Source organism: Photorhabdus viridis (genome assembly GCF_040256935.1).
GTDB classification, from domain to species: Bacteria; Pseudomonadota; Gammaproteobacteria; order Enterobacterales; family Enterobacteriaceae; genus Photorhabdus; species Photorhabdus viridis.
This window is the reverse complement of record NZ_JBEJZY010000043.1, coordinates 1-17,875: the sequence shown is the minus strand read 5'-3', so window position 1 is coordinate 17,875 and position 17,875 is coordinate 1. Positions and strand designations below refer to the sequence as shown.

Here is a 17,875-nt window from a genome sequence, read left to right as displayed (position 1 = left end):
TTGATGCCCGGTCTCATTTAACTAAACGACTGGAAAGATAAAAGGTCGCTATAAATATCATGACAAAATCCAAATTAGAAATATCAGCAGAAAGTAATAGTGTTGAGAATAGTGTCGAACGCACCGTTTTCTTTATTTCTGATGGAACAGCAATTACCGCAGAAGTATTGGGCCATGCCGTATTATCACAATTTCCCATCAAAGTAACCTCATATACCCTCCCTTTTGTCGCCAGTGAAACCCGGGCAAAAGAAATAAAACAACAAATAAACCAAATATATCAAGATACGAGTATAAGACCTTTAGTTTTCTATTCCATTATCTCTTCTGGAGTGAAAAATATTATCACCAGCAGTGAAGGTTTCTGTCAGGACATTGTCCAAACACTAGTAGCCCCATTACAGAAAGAGACCGGCCTGGAACCCAAACCTGAACTTAACCGTACTCACGGTCTGACGGAAAAGAATCTCAGTCAGTATGATGCACGCATAGCAGCAATTGATTATGCCCTGGCGCACGATGATGGTATCTCTTTACGTAATCTTGACCAGGCACAGGTTATTCTACTAGGTGTGTCTCGCTGCGGAAAGACGCCGACCAGTCTCTATTTAGCCATGCAATTTGGTATTCAGGCTGCAAATTATCCTTTTACCGCAGATGATATGGATAATTTACAATTACCAGCAACATTAAAACAATTTCAGCATAAGTTATTCGGTTTAACTATAAGCCCTGACCGGCTGTCCGCTATTAGGGAAGAACGCCGAGAAAATAGCCGTTATGCATCATTGAGGCAATGCAGAATAGAAATTTCCGAAGTTGAAGCTTTATTCCGTAAGAATAAGATTAATTATCTTAATACCACCAATTATTCTGTTGAAGAAATCTCGACCAAAATAATCGATACGATGAAGCTGAACCGCCGTATGTTTTAGAAATATATCAATATGAATAACTGAAAAAAATTTATGATGTAGTTAACTATATTGTTTGTTTAATTTAGTCATTTTCGTTTATTGTAATTTCAATTACCCACAAGTATACCCGCTAGTGTAAAACGAACTTTTGAGAAAATATATGTACAAAACAAATGGTTTAAGGACTCACCGCGTCGATAGTTTGGTAACGCCTCAGGCTCTGGCAATTCAATATCCTGTATCTGAAAAAATCGCCAAAAATGTGACAACGTCACGGAAACGTATTGCAGATATTCTATCCGGTAATGATCCACGACTTATGGTTATCGTCGGTCCTTGCTCTATTCATGATATTGATGCTGCCTTAGATTATGCTCAACGACTGAACATATTACGTGAAAAATACCAGCACAGGCTGGAAATTATTATGCGTACCTACTTTGAAAAACCGCGCACAGTCGTGGGCTGGAAAGGTTTAATTTCAGATCCGGATCTTGACGGCTCCTGCCAGGTTAATCGTGGTATTACTTTGGCGCGTAAATTACTAGTTGATGTCAATGAATTGGGTTTACCCACAGCAACCGAGTTTCTGGATATGGTGACCGGCCAATATATTGCCGATCTCATTAGTTGGGGAGCTATCGGAGCCAGAACAACAGAAAGTCAGATTCATCGGGAAATGGCATCAGCCCTCTCCTGCCCTATTGGCTTTAAAAATGGCACCGATGGCAATATCCGTATCGCTATAGACGCTATCCGCGCATCCAGCATCTGTCACACTTTTCTATCGCCGGATAAGCATGGTCAAATAACCATCTATCAAACCGAAGGCAACCCATACGGCCACATTATTATGCGTGGTGGCAAACAACCTAATTACAGTGCCGGAGATATTGCCGCAGCTTGTGATCAGCTACGTGAATTTGATTTACCAGAGCACTTAGTTATCGATTTCAGTCACGCTAATTGTCAGAAAATACATAAACGCCAATTGAATATCGCGAAAGAGGTAGGCCAACAGATTAAAGAGGGTTCTGCGGCAATTGTCGGTGTAATGGCTGAAAGTTTTCTACTTGAAGGCGCCCAAACAATCATTCGGGGGCAACCGCTGAATTACGGTCAATCTATTACAGATCCTTGTCTGAGCTGGCAAGATACAGAACAACTTCTTGAAATTCTTGCCGAAGCAGTCAATTACCGCTTCTGAACCCTTTTCTGAGTTAGCCTTTTATTCACAAAAGGCTAACTTACAGCAGATTAATAAACTACATTAATATGTTGGTCCTGAGCATCAAAAATATTGCTTGAAGTCACCTCTCCATATAACGATAATGATTCTCACTATAATAATAGTTAGTATTCGCTAAGTGGATTTATGATTAAAGTATGTCACCAACATTCCTGCATTGCACTTAAAGAACGATGCAACACTCATCCTGCTGAAATCATGCAAATTGGTTACATTGACAGTAAACACCTGTTAGGTGAGTCAGGAATTACCCGAATTCGCCACCAAGGCGAATTCTATCAATTGCGCCAAACTAAAGCCGGAAAGCTGATACTAACTAAATAAAAAAATAACTCAGCCAGCCACCCAGATCGCGTATCGGGGCAGCCAGCTATATCCATAAATCATAAAATATTCTTATGGAGATTCGTCTGATGTCTCAATCTGCAAGATCAACACTCAAGTTATCAGCATTAAGCCTGGCAATTATCAGTAGCCTTTCAACTGCTTATGCAGCAACAAAGTCGCTCGATTCTGATAGTGATAAATCATCCCGCAATGTAATAACTGTTTATGCAACAGGTAATGAAAGGGATAGTTTCGAAGCACCCATGATGGTGACGGTGATAAATAATAAATCAGCACAAAGTCAAACAGCTGGTAATGCCGGCGATCTCATCAGAAAAATACCCGGCATTAATATAGCCGGCATAAACCGCGCTAATGGGCAGGATATCAGTCTGCGTGGTTATGGGCCAAAAGGTGTTTTGACATTAATTGACGGTATTCGGCAAGGCACCGATACCGGTCATATTAATGGCACATTTCTGGATCCGGCATTAATTAAGCAAGTCGAAGTTGTACGTGGTCCCTCTGCCCTGCTCTATGGCAGTGGCGCCTTAGGTGGCGTTGTTGCTTATCAGACTGTCGATGCCGCAGATCTGCTGCAAGCAGGTCAAAATCACGGGTTTCGCGTTTTCGCCCGCGGTGCAACCGGTGACCATAGTATGGGTTTTGGTGGCGCCACTTTCGGGAAAACAGATTCTCTGGATGGTTTGTTTGCTTTCAGTACTCGTGATGCAGGCAATATCCGCCATGGCGGTGGTTTGACGGCTGATAATGACGAATTTATCAGTAACCTGATAGCAAAAGGCAATTGGAAAGTGGATGAGAACCAGTCTCTGAGTAGCCAGTTACGCTATTACCGTAATGAAGCAAACCAACCTAAAAATCCACAAACGCTCACCGGGAAAAATGAAAAATCTGCCCCGTGGACTGATCGGACGACAATTCAGCGTGATACCCAACTCAGCTACCAGTTAAATCCGGCAGAATATGATTGGTTAAATGCCAAGGCTGACCTTTATTATTCGGATGTGACTATTGATGCCCGCACTCAAGAAAAGGGGTTTGAAGGCCGCAAGCAGAAAACCTATGGCGTAAAACTGGAAAACCGCTCCCGCTTGTGGACAGACAGCCCACTGGCACACCAGCTTACCTACGGTGGCGAAACCTACCAACAGAAACAAACCCCAAGCGGTAACACTGATAGCTTCCCTAATGCCGATATCCGCTTTTCTTCCGGTTGGGCGCAGGATGAAATAACTCTGCGCGACCTGCCAATATCTATTATAGCCGGTACCCGTTATGACAATTATAAAGGAACAAATTCCAAATATAAGGATGTCAGCGCTGATAAATGGTCTTCCAAAGGGGCTATCAGTATTACACCAACTGATTGGTCAATGCTGTTTACCTCTTATGCTCAAGCGTTCCGTGCACCAACAATGGGTGAAATGTATAACGATTCCAAACATTACTCGATGGGACCAATCACTAACTACTGGCTCCCTAACCCTAACCTTCGCCCAGAGAGCAATGAAACATGGGAATCGGGTTTTGGATTACGTTTCGATAACCTGCTGGCAGACAATGACGAACTGAAATTCAAAGCCAGCTATTTTGATACCAAATCCAAAGATTATATTAAGTCAGACGTCATTAATCCTCTCAGGAAAAAATCAGGCGAAATAATCAGGACAAAAACCGGTCAACCTATATATACGAATACAATATCTATTAATGTACCTAGGGCCAAGATTTGGGGTTGGGATGTTTCTATGAACTATGAATCCAATCTGTTTTCCTGGGAACTGGCTTATAACCGCACTGAGGGCAAGGACGAAAAAAGCGGCAAATCTCTCAACAACCTCAGCCCAGATACTATCACCAGCACACTGGATATCCCTGTTGCACAGACCGGTTTCTCTGTTGGCTGGATAGGTCAATTTACCAAGCATACTGATTTTAAAGGGCAAGATAAGCAACAGGCTGGCTATGGTGTTAATGACTTCTACATTAGCTATCAAGGTGAAGGAATGTTAAAAGGTGTGACCACTACCGCTGTTCTGGGTAATGCCTTTGATAAAGAATACTACTCACCACAGGGAACACCGCAAGATGGCCGCAATGCCAAACTGTTGGTGAGCTACCAGTGGTAACTCAATACACTGCATTTTCAAGGAGTTAAGTTGTGAATTCATCACTTTATGAACGTTACCTGCAAGCCAAAGCTGATAATAAAGCCAAATATGCCCGCGATCTGGCTGCTTATCTGAATGTCAGTGAAGGTGAGTTATTGCACAGCCGCGTTGGGATAGATGCCAAACGCCTTGACATTGACGCCCCAACTTTACTGGAAGAACTGGCAGTTGTTGGTGAAACTAAAGCGATTACCCGCAATGATTTTGCCGTCCATGAACAAATTGGCCGGTATGAAAATACACGTTTCAACAGCCATGCAGGGTTAATCCTGAATCCTCGTGAACTCGATTTGCGGATATTCTTTGAGCACTGGAGCAGTGTATTTTATCTGGTTGAGCCAGCAAAAAAGGGTATGCGCCACAGTATTCAATTTTTTGATCGTCAGGGTGATGCGCTGCATAAAGTTTATGCAACGAATAATACCGATATGGCAGCCTGGGAAGCACTGATCGAAAAATATCAGACAGAAGAAAACCCGGCACTGGTTATCAAACCTATAGAAGAAGCCAGCTATTCAACCATAACCAATGAACTGAAAGCACAGCTTGATAAAGAATGGCGGGCAATGACTGACGTTCATCAATTCTTCATTATGCTCAAAAGCCATAACCTGAACCGCCAGCAAATTTTCGACGCGGTACCGGATGATCTAGCTTACAGAGTGGAAAATTCTGCACTGAATGAGCTCATTAATGCCGCTTATAGCGATCAGAATGAAATCATGATTTTTGTCAGCAACCGTGGTTGCGTACAAATTTTCACCGGCAAGCTGGAGCGCCTGATGCCATATCAGGAGGAAAACTCAGATCAGAAATGGATTAATATCTTTAATCGTAATTTCACACTACATTTAATAGAGAGTGCTATCGCTGAAAGCTGGGTAACCCGTAAACCAACTTCTGATGGTTTTGTCACCAGCCTTGAGTTATTTGACGCTAATGGCAATCAGATTGCTCAACTATTTGGTCAGCGCACAGAAGGTACTCCTGAACAAACTCAGTGGCGTGAGCAAGTGGCTGCTCTGCCAAAACTGCAATCAGCACAGGAAGAGAGTGTATAGCATGAAAAAATGGCTTCTGACATTTGCCCTTGCGGTATCATTCAGTGCTTTTTCCACTGAACGAATCGTCACCATTGGTGGCGATGTATCTGAAATTGTTTTTGCACTTGGTGAAGGTAAAAAAGTTGTCGCCAGAGACAGCACCAGTCAGAAACCAGCAGAATTGCTTGCCTTACCCGACGTCGGCTATATGAGATTGCTCAATCCTGAGGGCATTCTGTCTATGCATCCGACACTGGTTCTGACCAGTGAGCTGGCAAAACCTTCACTGGCATTTAAGCAACTCCAGGATTCTGGTGTAAACGTTATTCAGATAACCGGAAAAGCATCGTTAGAAGCCGTTCCTGAGAAAATCAAGACCGTCGCCAAGGCGGTCAATCAAACTGAACGCGGTGAACAACTGATTAAGCAATATCAGAAAAAACTAGCAGACATCCCAACAACCCAATTGCCAACCCGTATTCTGTTTGTGATGAGCCACGGGGGTATCATGCCAATGGCTGCCGGGCAAAAAACCGCAGCTGACAAAATGATTCGTGCTATTGGCGCGACTAATGCAATGCAAGGTTTTAACAATTACCGTCCTCTTTCGCAGGAGGGAGTTATTGCCAGTGCGCCAGATTTATTACTGGTGACTGAAGATGGCATTAAGTCAATGGGCGGCTTGGATAAAATCTGGCAATTACCAGGCTTGAAACATACCCCGGCAGGTCAGAAACAACAGGTTTTAATTGCCGATGATATGGGCCTGCTTGGTTTTGGCTTAGAAACCCCTACAGTGATGAAACAACTACGACAGGCGGCGGAGCAGGCCCAATGAGCCGTATGAAGTCTCCGGGATTAGGTTTAGCGTTTCTTTGTCTGCTGCTGTCTGGGTTGGCTATTGGCTCCGCCAATCTAGGCGCATTAACACTATCTTTTAAGACATTGTGGGAATCCTCGATCAGTGATCCCCAGTGGCAAATCTGGCTGAACATCAGATTACCAAGAGTATTATTAGCGATGCTGGTTGGCTGTGCTTTAGCCGCTTCCGGTGCAGTGATGCAAGGGCTGTTTCGTAACCCACTGGCAGATCCTGGCTTACTGGGTATGAGCAGTGGAGCAGCACTGATGGTTGCAATGGCAATTATTTTGCCCGTCAGCCTGCCATCTGCCATTGCCGTATATGGACATATTATTGCCGCATTTATAGGCAGCCTGTTAATTTCATTACTGATTTTTTCACTAAATAAATATAACCAAGGAAATTTGGCTCGTTTATTACTGGCCGGGATCGCCATCAATGCGCTCTGCGCATCCGCGATTGGAGTCCTGAGTTATATCAGTGATGACCAGCAACTACGCCAATTCTCTTTATGGATGATGGGGTCACTCAGCCAAATAGAGTGGCCAACACTGGTAATTGCTGCGTCCTTAATTATTCCGGCTTGCATCCTGACTTTCAGTCAGGCCCGTAAACTGAATCTGTTGCAATTGGGAGATGAAGAAGCCCACTATCTCGGCATTAACGTCCAGCGCACGAAATTCCAGTTATTACTCCTCAGCGCTCTGCTCATTGGTAGCGCCGTTGCATTAAGTGGTGTTATTGGATTTGTCGGGTTGGTTGTTCCCCACCTGATCAGGATGCGGTTTGGTGGCGACCATAGCTGGCTGCTTCCCGGTGCCGCATTAGGTGGCGCCTCTCTTCTGCTTACCGCAGATACACTGGCAAGAACATTGGTTTCCCCGGCAGAAATGCCCGTGGGTTTAATTACGGGTTTGATCGGTGGGCCATACTTTCTATGGCTGATACTCAAACAGCCAGGGAGCCGGATATAATGGAAGCCATAAAAAATAATATTTTTCTGCAAGCACAAAATCTGAGTTATTCAATTGGCAACCGAAAAATTATTGATAATGTTTCGCTCTCAGTAAATAAAGGTGAAGTTGTCGCCATTATCGGACCCAACGGCGCAGGAAAATCCACATTACTGCGACTGCTGACGGGATATATGAAACCTGAACAGGGGCAATGTTATTTACAGGGAACACCCATTGAGCAATGGCCGGCTCAACAGCTGGCCCGAACCCGGGCCGTCATGCGTCAGTACAGTTCACTCTCTTTCCCTTTCAGTGTGGAAGAGGTCATTGCTATGGGGCGCTCTCCTCATGGTATTCATCATCAACAAACAGCAATTGATACCGTTATTGAACAAACGGATTGCCAGGAGTTACGTCACCGTGACTACCGGCAATTATCTGGTGGTGAACAACAAAGAGTACAATTAGCCCGTGTCCTTGCCCAGCTCTGGTCTCCGACACCAACAGAGTGTTGTTTATTTCTTGATGAACCAACATCAGCCTTAGATCTTTATCATCAACAACATACTCTGCGTCTGCTTTACCGGCTGACACGGGAACAACCGATGGCAATGTGCTGTGTTTTGCATGATCTCAATCTTGCCGCTCTCTACGCAGACAAAATCTTTCTGTTACATAAAGGGAAGCTGGTCGCGGCAGGTACGCCAGAAGAGGTACTGAGTGATCAAATTCTAAAAAAATGGTATCAAGCAGATCTTGGTATTACCCGCCATCCTGAGACTCAACAACCTCAGGTTTATCTGAGACAATAATGACAAAAGCTGACAGGCAAATTATTTTAGCTATTTGCCTGTCTTACTTTTTACTTACGAAATTTTATTGCATCAGGCAGATACCAGAAAGTTGCAATCAGGCACAAACAATAACCCAGAACTTCGCACCCTTCTTCAGCTATATTTTTTACAATTCGATCAAAATTTTCCAACATTAAACCTTGCCATAACACGCCCATACCAAACAGACGGGAAAAAACCAGCACACACAAGATACCTGAAACCATCATGCCGTAACTTTGATGACGGGCGAAATGGACAAGCCCAACCAATGTAACCCGACCTTGGTAAACAGCGTAAAAAATACAAATTAACGCCAATGGAACAGCAATCCACACCCAGGCACCATGAAATATTTCATCAAATATGGAGTCCAGCTCTCTTATCAATAAACAAGCAAAAAAACCTGACACCAAAACTAATGCGGGACGTAATTGACTATTCTTCCTTGCTTCCAAAAGAAATACAGCAGAAATAATAAACAGTATACTTTCCTGAGAAATTTCAGTTAATGAACTCTCCTTCACTGCATTCTGCAAATAGACAACATCGATAAAAAGTAAGCCGATAACTATGGACAAAATCAGAGCATAAAAAACAAAGAATGCCAGTTTTTTAGTTAAAAAAACCACGTCCGATTGCATTACAACCTCCATTAAATTAAATGACGAACGATAATACTGCTTAAAATAAATTGATGCAGAACATTTGATGCTACTTGTTGTTAAGGCAAAGGAAATCTACATAAATAAGGGTAATTATCAATTGCAAACAGCACTTTTTGCCTATAGATATCTCCAGTTTATCTTAAAATACTCACAATAATAACTAGAGTTATTATACTTATAGGAATAGCTAACCAATTCTAATATTTTAGCAACTAGCCCACCATTAGTGGGAGGTGAAAATGTCAGAAACTGTAGTAAACGATATTATCAGATGGCTTGAAACTCAGCTTCAATGTAACGAAGGTATAAAAATAGATACCATTGCTAATAGGAGCGGTTACTCGAAGTGGCATCTGCAAAGGGTATTTAAAGAGGTGCAAGGCTGTACTCTGGGTGAATATGTTCGCAAACGGCGTTTGCATGAAGCAGCAAAATCTCTGCGTGAAGAAAATCTGCCGATTCTTGACATTGCTCTACAGTATGGCTTCAGTTCTCAAGCAACATTTACCCGGATCTTTAAAAAACACTTTAACACCACACCAGCCAGATTCAGAGAAAACGGTAATCTGCCTGAATTAAAGTATTTTTTACGTTGTGAGTAATAACCAATTTGCTAATTGTCTTATTGGTAGTATCTCACTTAATGGCCAATAATTTTATTGGCCATCTCTGTTTTATGCTATTTGGGTTCAATAACTCTCCCAATGGAACAAAAACCAGATAAGAATTTCCCATATAGCTAACATAAAAAGCTAATAAAAAATTATCTATAGGTATTTTTCTCCTAAAATTCAAGGTATGCGTAGTTACTAATAAATATAAACCCTGAAGATTGAACATCAGGGTTTTATTTAAAATTAATTTCAATTTACTTCTTATCCAAATAGACCTTATCCTTACAAATAGTCTGAACACTGCCCAAGCTTAAAATGGCAAATAAAATAACCTAATGGGATGTGTTCTTAGTATTTTAATGCAAATAATAACGAATCATATTTTCCATAGGAATTCTCATTACATCATAGTTTTACTTATCATTCTATTAAGTCTTTGGATCTGTTTTAGGGTCTGTCTTCGGGTCTGTTTTTGGCTTGTCAGTCTTAAATGATACGCCGTTGATATATCCATAATCTTTGTATATATATCCGGTAGTTCTAATATTGACCTTTTTCGAATTAAGGTGTGCAAGAACTAAACTTATTAGACTACCATACCCTTGATAACCGCCATCACTCCTATCCAGAAGAAAATTCTTAGTCTTACCTTCTCCATCAGTAATTTGCACATGAGCATTGTCTTTCGCTATTTCTGGAGCAATTTCAATGGAAGATACAGTTACATCAGAAATCAATACATTAGAAGAAACTATTTCAGCAGAATTGTTTTGATCAGTCATAATATATTACTCCTTATAATATTAAATTTAGCATCAAGTTATAAATATAGAAATTCATATCACACCAAAAAACTCAACTAATTTATCAACATCCATATTCAATCATTATAATCCATAAATTTAAGATATAAGAACACTTTACAATTTTAAAAATAGTGTAGAACGAATAGTCTGTCAATGGAAAATAAAAAAAAGCCTAACTAAAAAATAAATACTCAACACATTAATTGATAATAGCGAAGTCAAAATTACCATATATTTTTTATTTTTAACTCGGTAATAAAATATCTCACATATTATGTCACTTACACCAAATATTTTTCAATTAACTAAAGCGACTGCAATCACACAAAATATTTACCAACTCAACACGATAAACATTCTATCCTGCCAGTGGCGACTGATAAAAAAGGATTGAGCTAATCACAATCATAAAGAGTTCACTTTCAAGTAGGTAATGAGCCAGATATCTCGAATAGCGTAATCTGGCTCACTCCCCACTACTTCATAGTGAACTCAACTGACCATGCGTAAGTAAGAAAATTAGTAGAGGTGATAGTTGCATTACAAACAGCCCCCCCACTCGGCGTAGCTCCCTTATTCCATTTCGGAATTTTAACGCCATTAACATATGTGTTTATAAAAGTGGTTGAAAACACACAAGTCTTATTCCCGATTTCATATCGCACTATTGCATAGTTTCCATCAGGTGTAATCGGACTTTGAACCTGATAGCCATCGGATTCTCCTTGCCTGACTCTAACTCTGGGCTTAGGTGTTGCATTTACGTTTGTACTGACTTCATTATTAGTTATGATGGTATAAACAGCATCAGCACTTCCCGATGCACCAAGATGTTTAAATGTAACTGTTACGGGTGGACCTGCATAAGCGACACCTGCGGCAGTGAGGGAAGCAGTTGCAAACAGGGCCAACAACGACTTGCGTACTAACATGTTAGATACTCCTTATGTTGTTTAGAATGGCTTACTGCGTTTTAATACAACTTTCTCTTCTATAACATTATTTTTCGTACAATATATACTCAATCTCATAAAGAAAATCTCTGCTTTATGTGCCTACAATATAAACCACTTTCACCAGAATTTAGTCAAAAGAATAAAAGATTCTTCACCATAGTGAGATCTCGCCCTAAGTTCTGCTGCATACACAGCGATGGAGCAGCGGTTAAATGAATTGGAGGAGAAGCTTGAAGATAAGAATACGCCATTTAATAACACCTCAATAAAAAGAGAATAATGGGGAAGATAATCGCCAATTAACTCCGACATCATTTTATCTCATTGCCAGTCAATTTAAGATGATCGTTAAGACGGCCACCGAATTCAAATAGAAACACTCAAAGCATATATCGCCAACCAAAATATACCTGTAATATATTGACACTTTTGAGATTTTAGCCCCCCCGTATTAAGCAAAAATTCACGGCGATTTTTTATTAACTCCATACGATTGGTAGTGATTAATTAGCTATTTTTGTGGCGCGCATCATATTTTACTTTATCACGACAAACATCAATAATATCACAACTAAACTCTTTCAGATAAAGAAAGTTATAAATAAAAATTACTTTATTATACAATCGTGAATAGTTATTTTTTTGTTTTTTAACTGTGGTGATATATAGAGAACTTAGGTAAAAGATTATAAGGAACTCTCTTATCATCCTCATCATAATATGAGTTATATACCCCCTAAAAAAATCCATATAGAAGTGGACATATCATTTTCAGGCAGCCAAAATGCGTATGCTTGCCCAAGTAAATGAATCAAGGCCAGGAATGCTATTAAATCGAATCAGTCATTGCTGTGCAGGAATTTCAACATATCCGGCTGTTAACCCTCTCACCTCTACGCCCTGAGGGACTGCGTGCCCCGGCATCACCCTAATCTGTTGTTCCGGATCGTGTAATTCACGGCGATAGGTGACGAAAATTCGTCCATCAGAGCCGGTACGTAACGCCTCTGGGGGCACTGCCAATCCACGTTCATTGCGATATGTGACAATAGCCAGTTTTGCACTCATACTCAGGCGGACACGCTGCCGCTGCGCGGGTGTGAGAGGATCAATCGCCACTAACACATCATAGGTGACACCCGCGCCCTGCGTTTCTGTTGAATGTCCCTGTACACCAATTGTCTTAATCTTCCCTTGTAAGGATAACCCGGCAAAACCATCACCTGTAATCTCAACCGGCATTCCTTCATACAATTGGTGAAGATCAGCCTCTTCAATACGCGCTACAGCTTGGATTTGCTCCAAATTGATTATCCCAAAGAGAGGGGTTCCCTGGGTGACTCGTGTCCCTTTTTGGATAGATAACGTTTTATCCGATCCCGGTACCTGAGGACGAACAACAATACCGTCAAAGGGAGAAATCAGCTCACGTTGAGCTTGCTGAGCCTGAAACGCCTGATAACGCGATTGAGCGTTAGCCAATTCCATATCAGCAATCTGGCGATTTTCACCCGTTCCTTTGTCAAGTATAGTGCGCAATTCTTCCTTCGCTGCGGCGAGATCGAGCCGTTGGACTCTGGCTTGTTGCTCCAGTGTGTCAACCTCCATACGAGGAACAATGCCACGTTCGAACAAGGCTCGAGTATCAATCAGCTTACGTTCGGTATCACTCAGGCTTAAATGAGCATTAGTCAAGGTCCTGCGAACCCTCGCGACGTCCTGACTGTTCTCCCACTCCACCAAATCTTGTACGGTTCGCTGAGCTTTCAATAGTTCCGTGAGCGCCTGACGCAACTGGATATCCAATTGTGCAGTATCAAGGCTCAACAGGGATTGCCCTCGCTTAACGCGTTGGCCTTCCGTCACCACGACTTCAGCGATAACCCCATCGAATGGCGCCGCAATCGTCAAACTGGCAGCAGCCTGAATGCGACCCACTAACCCAAGACGATTTTCCAGCCGTTGAGGTTCAACACGCACCCACTGTTTCTGTGATGATGTATCAGTTAAAGACGGCAGATAGACATAGGCAACAGCAGCCCCGACGACTAATACAACAACCAGTGCCACCAACCAACGAGTCTTACGCCCGAAACAGGCAAGTACCCCGATCTTAGTCATTAAGTGCAATATCCCAGCTCCCTAGGGTGGTGCCCAATGTTTCATCCAATTCTGCTTGCGCATTCAGGTAGGCGATTAACGCATTGAGACGAACATTTTCGGCATTACGCAGATCGGTTTCAAAACTCAATACCTGAAAGTTGCTAGAACGGCCAACTGTCAGTTTTTCGCGTTCAATCTCCAGCTTACGTCGAGATAGATCCCTGGCACGTTGTGCGATCTCATATTGACGCCAACGTGTACTAATATCACGCACCGCATTACCGACATCACGTTCCAGTAACTGTTTCGCTTCAGTAAGACGGATATCCTGATTCTGAACATCAACCCGCGCCCGCACTTCCGCTTGGCGCTGACTCAAATCGCCAATGGGTATCTCCACCTGAACACCTGCGTAATTTTCCCAATTTCGCGAACTGTTTGGACCTGTTCGATCGCGTACCTGGCTAGCCCCACCAACCAAAGAGACATCCCATAAGCGGTCATTACAGGCAACTGTCAGGTTAATACCTGCCTGCTCTGCGGTAATCAATTGAGTGAGATAGGATGGTTGCTGTTCTTGTGCTAAATGTTGCGCCTGGAGCAGGTTAATATTTATGAGTTTGGCTTCCAATTTGTCAGCCGCTTTTACCTGAGTTTGCAAATCCAGAGCGAGCAAACGCAACAACTCTAAACGACTGGTATCCAGTTGATTAGCGGCTTCCTCATTAGCCAGTTCCTGCATGGCAACATCAGCCTCAGTCTGAACAATCTCAAAGGCTGCCATTCTGCCTGCGGAGATCATGACTTTGTTAACTTCCAGCAGTTGACGCGAACGTTCAAGGGCATCACGCGAGATTTGTAATTGCTCTTGAGCACGCAGCAATTCACGATAAGCCATAATAATCTGCTTGATAGTCTGGGATACTGTTGCTTTTAGATTCAGGCGATTTATTTGCTCCATCAGCTGAGCAATACGTACAGGCGCCGTCGCCACATCTTTGCCGGCACCGCGCAGCAGCGGCTGGATCACTGAGAATGAAACGCCATCATTACGGCTACGGCCAGCATTTTCCGCCCATGTCGCCCGGCTCGTCCACGACAGGCTAAACCGGGTACCATATTCCCCAAGCATTGTAGACGTAGGCGTAATCTCGCTCTGACGATAACGATCATCTTGATTACGGGCCGCAATATAACGGCTATTGATCAGCAACTTCGGCGTAAAACGATCTTCCGCCACCCGCAAATCGAATTTCTGGGCAATACGATCCAGATAAGCACTACGAATCGAGCGATTATTGCGTAATCCCAAATAGATCGCATCACTGAGTGTCAAATCAATAGTCTGCTGATTAAGCGAAATTGTGCTCGTTGTGGGCATGGTTGCCTGTGACGGGGCCAGCGGCTCCGCCAAAGCTTGTTTGACAAATACGGCTATTATCAGCGCAATGATGATGCCAATAACACGTTGAAAAATTTGGCTAATCATCGCGAAGTGCCTCTACAGGTTGTAACCTGGCAGCAGCCAATGCCGGGTTGATGCCGAAAAACAAGCCAATCACTAATGAACTGACAATCCCCAGCGGCAAAGAGAATGGAGATAACGTGAATACCCAGCCGGAAAATTTTACAAACAGGTACCCAGCAGTCACCCCCAACAGCGATCCAGCTATTGCGCCGACAATCGACAGAGTCGCAGCTTCCAGCATAAAAAGCACACCGATATCAACAGGCCGAGCCCCTAGAGCCATACGAACGCCAATTTCACGCCTGCGTTCTGAAACATTCATCAACATGACATTCATGACACCCACTCCTCCTACCAGCAACGAAATGCCCCCCAATCCGGCAAGCAAGTAGGAGAATGTCTTTGCTTGTCGCGTCAATCCATCAAGCAATTGCTGCGGAATTTGAACTTCGACATTACGACCGTTTGATAATGAGACAAGATAGTCACGCAATGATATAGCATCACTGTTTAACGTTGTTATGTCTCGCGCTTTGGCAATGACACTGCCTATCTCTGGAGCGGGCCGCAATCGCCGTATTCCTTCAATGGGCAATATCACAGAGCCATCAACAGAAACCGGGAGTAAAGGATTTGTTCCCTGAGCAGCGAGAATGCCTATCACTTCAAACATATATCCCTCAATTTGCAGTTGACTGCCTACCCGGATAGGTTGGTTTGGTACTTTTGTCTGTTTCGCAATATCTGCGCCGATCACGGCATAAGTTGTCTGGCGATCATAATCCGAGAGAAAACGTCCTTGCTCGATCTGTAAATCAAGCACCGCGGCCAGATCAGAGGATGTACCTGTAATATTCGTATCAATCCCTTGCCCCAAGAAACGTATTCGAGTTGAGTATAACGTGATGGGTGCAGCATGCATGATCGTGGGCAGCGTTTGAGTCAGCATCCGAGTATCCAGTGTGGATGGAGCAGGTTTGACATCAGTGCCCGGCATAAAATCAAAATGGGCGACCAGCATATTGCTCCCCATACTCTTGAAAGTGCTGATAGATTCATTGGCAGCGTTGTAGCCAATATTCAAAAGTGCAATGACCGAAGCACATCCGACTGCAATACCAAGCAACGCAAACAGGGAACGCCGCCCCAGTAAACGCAGGCTATCCAACGACTCACGCAGGGCTTGCGGGAAGGAAAATCCGTGGCGGCCAGAATTCGCATTAAGCATCGGATATATCCGGCCACAGATCGGTTTCGGAAAGCTGCCCATCATTGACATACAGACAACGCTGCATATTTCTGGCTATTGTTTCATCGTGTGTCACCATGACCAGTGTCACGCCCTGCTCACGGTTCAGTGACAGAAGAAGCGCCATAATATCGCGTGCAGTAGCACTGTCGAGATTGCCTGTCGGCTCATCAGCCAGAATGAGAGAGGGCTTGCCGACCAAGGCTCTGGCGATGGCGACACGTTGGCGTTGTCCCCCGGAGAGATCTGCCGGCCGATGATGAATACGATCAGCCAAACCAACCAATTCAAGCTGATATTTCGCCTCCTGCCGGGCCAGCGAGCGTGAATATCCACGATATAGCAATGGCAACGCCACATTATCCAATGCCTGCATTCTGGGAAGTAAGTTGAAACTCTGAAATACGAAACCAATTTCCTGATTTCTTATTCTCGCCCGCTCATCAGGAGTAACATTTGTTATATTAACGCCACTAAACTGAAAATAGCCAGAAGTAGGTTGATCCAATAAACCAAGAATATTAAGCAAAGTACTTTTACCCGAGCCGGAAGCGCCGACAATAGCACAACTTTGCCCACGCATTATGGCAAGTGATATTTTATCCAACACCGGATGGTATTTCTCCCCCATACGATAGGATCGACAAATATTTTCCATGTAAATCAAAACCTCTCCACACTGGGAAGTTGTGATAGTCATGTCTGATTTATTCATCGTTTTTGACATCCATTAAATGTATCACAGGCTCCATTCGATCGTTTATCAGGCTTTATATCATGGGAGGATTCTCTTGTAAAAGGCTGCAATCTTAGTGAGATGCAAAAACACCAAATAGCAAAATTAATTAGAATTACTTAACAAAAAATCAAGTTATCCATTGCATTTTAGGGTTGCTCCATCCAAATTAATCCTGCCTGTTTTGGCATTTTGTACAGGTTTTTATGAGAATTCAAAAGATAAAAGGCGCTAGATGAAAATGTATATCTAAGCTCTCGCAATAGAAAATTATCAGATATGGGGGTCATACTATGAAATTTAAAAAAATCTTGGGAATCGGTAGTGCATTATTGTTAACCCTGTTTTCACAAGCAGCATTATCGGCGAGCTACCAATCTTCGGTTGTTCTGCCAACCGTGTATTCCAGAAATTACACAGAAACAGCTTATCTTCCTGTCGTCGGATCTCCACCAGCCTCAGGCAGTATCAGCAATGTATCCTGGACTTGGAATGTTGTCGGCTGGCCTCAAGGACTGTCGGTTTATCTTTGTCAGGGAGATACCAACAGTTGCATTGATATATCACGCACCCGGAGAATGTCTACAGCCGCATTCAATACTAGAAGCCCGGCACAGCAGTTCTTTTATGCTTTAAGAGTTGCAAGTGGCGGAACAGTACCAGTGGCAGGCCAAATAGGAGAAATTACTGTCACTTGGTAATAATTTATTCGATTGTTCTCCAAAGATTGCCGTCAGCACCACAGGCGGCAATTCTGACTTATAACTTATTTCAAGAAATAGCTGGTGACTGCTCCCCGCCCTGTCGGGCGAGGCTTCCCACTTCCTAGGCCGCAACCGTCTGTGTGACGGATTTACACTGGCCTCCATGGGCAGAAACGACGAGTCCCGCCG

At 43.2% G+C, this 17,875-nt stretch carries 18 protein-coding genes and 1 pseudogene; 10 read left to right on the top strand and 9 right to left on the bottom strand.

The annotated features are described in order from the left end of the window. Window positions 1–59 precede the first annotated feature (59 nt). The 8 genes from ppsR to ABR397_RS17310 all read left to right on the top strand — a co-directional run bounded on the left by ppsR (window position 60) and on the right by ABR397_RS17310 (window position 8,361). Entirely contained in the window at window positions 60–935 is an 876-nt protein-coding gene (gene ppsR / locus ABR397_RS17345) for a posphoenolpyruvate synthetase regulatory kinase/phosphorylase PpsR (RefSeq protein WP_350306862.1), read from the top strand. A 142-nt stretch (window positions 936–1,077) separates the two neighbouring features. Further along, window positions 1,078–2,124: a 3-deoxy-7-phosphoheptulonate synthase gene (locus tag ABR397_RS17340; RefSeq protein ID WP_350306861.1), complete on the top strand. Its 1,047-nt coding sequence runs from the start codon at window positions 1,078–1,080 to the stop codon at window positions 2,122–2,124. Window positions 2,125–2,292: 168 nt separating this feature from the next. Beyond that, the gene (gene hemP / locus ABR397_RS17335) at window positions 2,293–2,490 is read left to right on the top strand and encodes a hemin uptake protein HemP (protein WP_350306860.1); all 198 of its coding nucleotides are present in this window, start codon (window positions 2,293–2,295) and stop codon (window positions 2,488–2,490) included. A gap of 89 nt (window positions 2,491–2,579) precedes the next feature. After that, window positions 2,580–4,646, top strand: a complete 2,067-nt coding sequence (locus tag ABR397_RS17330; protein WP_350306859.1) for a TonB-dependent hemoglobin/transferrin/lactoferrin family receptor — start codon at window positions 2,580–2,582, stop codon at window positions 4,644–4,646. 32 nt (window positions 4,647–4,678) lie between these two features. Further along, window positions 4,679–5,749, top strand: coding sequence for a hemin-degrading factor (locus ABR397_RS17325; RefSeq protein WP_350306858.1), 1,071 nt, complete (start codon window positions 4,679–4,681; stop codon window positions 5,747–5,749). 1 nt (window position 5,750) lies between these two features. After that, complete coding sequence (locus ABR397_RS17320; RefSeq protein WP_350306857.1) at window positions 5,751–6,569, top strand: heme/hemin ABC transporter substrate-binding protein; 819 nt, start codon at window positions 5,751–5,753, stop codon at window positions 6,567–6,569. Further along, on the top strand, window positions 6,566–7,567 hold the full coding sequence (locus tag ABR397_RS17315) for a FecCD family ABC transporter permease (protein WP_350306856.1): 1,002 nt from the start codon (window positions 6,566–6,568) through the stop codon (window positions 7,565–7,567). The genes ABR397_RS17320 and ABR397_RS17315 overlap by 4 nt, the downstream gene beginning before the upstream one ends. Further along, complete coding sequence (locus ABR397_RS17310; RefSeq protein WP_350306855.1) at window positions 7,567–8,361, top strand: heme ABC transporter ATP-binding protein; 795 nt, start codon at window positions 7,567–7,569, stop codon at window positions 8,359–8,361. Before ABR397_RS17315 ends, ABR397_RS17310 begins: the two co-directional genes overlap by 1 nt. Window positions 8,362–8,411: 50 nt before the next feature. Here ABR397_RS17310 and ABR397_RS17305 read toward each other — a convergent pair whose 3' ends face one another. Continuing rightward, window positions 8,412–9,026 carry a hypothetical protein gene (locus tag ABR397_RS17305; protein ID WP_350306854.1) on the bottom strand — a complete coding sequence of 205 codons (615 nt, stop codon included), beginning with the start codon at window positions 9,024–9,026 and terminating at the stop codon, window positions 8,412–8,414. 263 nt (window positions 9,027–9,289) lie between these two features. On the opposite strand from ABR397_RS17305, the gene ABR397_RS17300 reads away from it, so the two are divergent. Next, entirely contained in the window at window positions 9,290–9,652 is a 363-nt protein-coding gene (locus ABR397_RS17300; protein ID WP_350306853.1) for a helix-turn-helix domain-containing protein, read from the top strand. A 440-nt stretch (window positions 9,653–10,092) separates the two neighbouring features. On the opposite strand, the gene ABR397_RS17295 is transcribed toward ABR397_RS17300, so the two are convergent. The 7 genes from ABR397_RS17295 to ABR397_RS17265 form a co-directional block, all read right to left on the bottom strand. Next, window positions 10,093–10,446: a hypothetical protein gene (locus ABR397_RS17295; RefSeq protein WP_350306852.1), complete on the bottom strand. Its 354-nt coding sequence runs from the start codon at window positions 10,444–10,446 to the stop codon at window positions 10,093–10,095. 500 nt (window positions 10,447–10,946) lie between these two features. Beyond that, window positions 10,947–11,402 carry a hypothetical protein gene (locus ABR397_RS17290; protein ID WP_350306851.1) on the bottom strand — a complete coding sequence of 152 codons (456 nt, stop codon included), beginning with the start codon at window positions 11,400–11,402 and terminating at the stop codon, window positions 10,947–10,949. A 141-nt stretch (window positions 11,403–11,543) separates the two neighbouring features. Further along, window positions 11,544–11,741 carry a hypothetical protein gene (locus tag ABR397_RS17285; RefSeq protein WP_350306850.1) on the bottom strand — a complete coding sequence of 66 codons (198 nt, stop codon included), beginning with the start codon at window positions 11,739–11,741 and terminating at the stop codon, window positions 11,544–11,546. A 528-nt stretch (window positions 11,742–12,269) separates the two neighbouring features. Then, window positions 12,270–13,547, bottom strand: coding sequence for an efflux RND transporter periplasmic adaptor subunit (locus ABR397_RS17280; RefSeq protein WP_350306849.1), 1,278 nt, complete (start codon window positions 13,545–13,547; stop codon window positions 12,270–12,272). Continuing rightward, a complete protein-coding gene (locus ABR397_RS17275) occupies window positions 13,540–15,018 on the bottom strand; it encodes a TolC family protein (RefSeq protein WP_350306848.1) in 1,479 nt (492 codons plus the stop codon). Before ABR397_RS17275 ends, ABR397_RS17280 begins: the two co-directional genes overlap by 8 nt. After that, window positions 15,011–16,225, bottom strand: a complete 1,215-nt coding sequence (locus tag ABR397_RS17270; protein ID WP_350306847.1) for an ABC transporter permease — start codon at window positions 16,223–16,225, stop codon at window positions 15,011–15,013. The genes ABR397_RS17275 and ABR397_RS17270 overlap by 8 nt, the downstream gene beginning before the upstream one ends. Next, window positions 16,218–16,961, bottom strand: a complete 744-nt coding sequence (locus ABR397_RS17265; RefSeq protein WP_350306846.1) for an ABC transporter ATP-binding protein — start codon at window positions 16,959–16,961, stop codon at window positions 16,218–16,220. The genes ABR397_RS17270 and ABR397_RS17265 overlap by 8 nt, the downstream gene beginning before the upstream one ends. Before the next feature lie 314 nt (window positions 16,962–17,275). Here ABR397_RS17265 and ABR397_RS17260 point away from each other — a divergent pair, with 314 nt between their 5' ends. After that, entirely contained in the window at window positions 17,276–17,683 is a 408-nt protein-coding gene (locus tag ABR397_RS17260) for a flagellar protein FlhE (protein ID WP_350306845.1), read from the top strand. Window positions 17,684–17,807: 124 nt separating this feature from the next. On the opposite strand, the pseudogene ABR397_RS17255 reads toward ABR397_RS17260, so the two are convergent. After that, window positions 17,808–17,875, bottom strand: a pseudogene (locus ABR397_RS17255) (RNA-guided endonuclease InsQ/TnpB family protein); the annotation flags it as partial.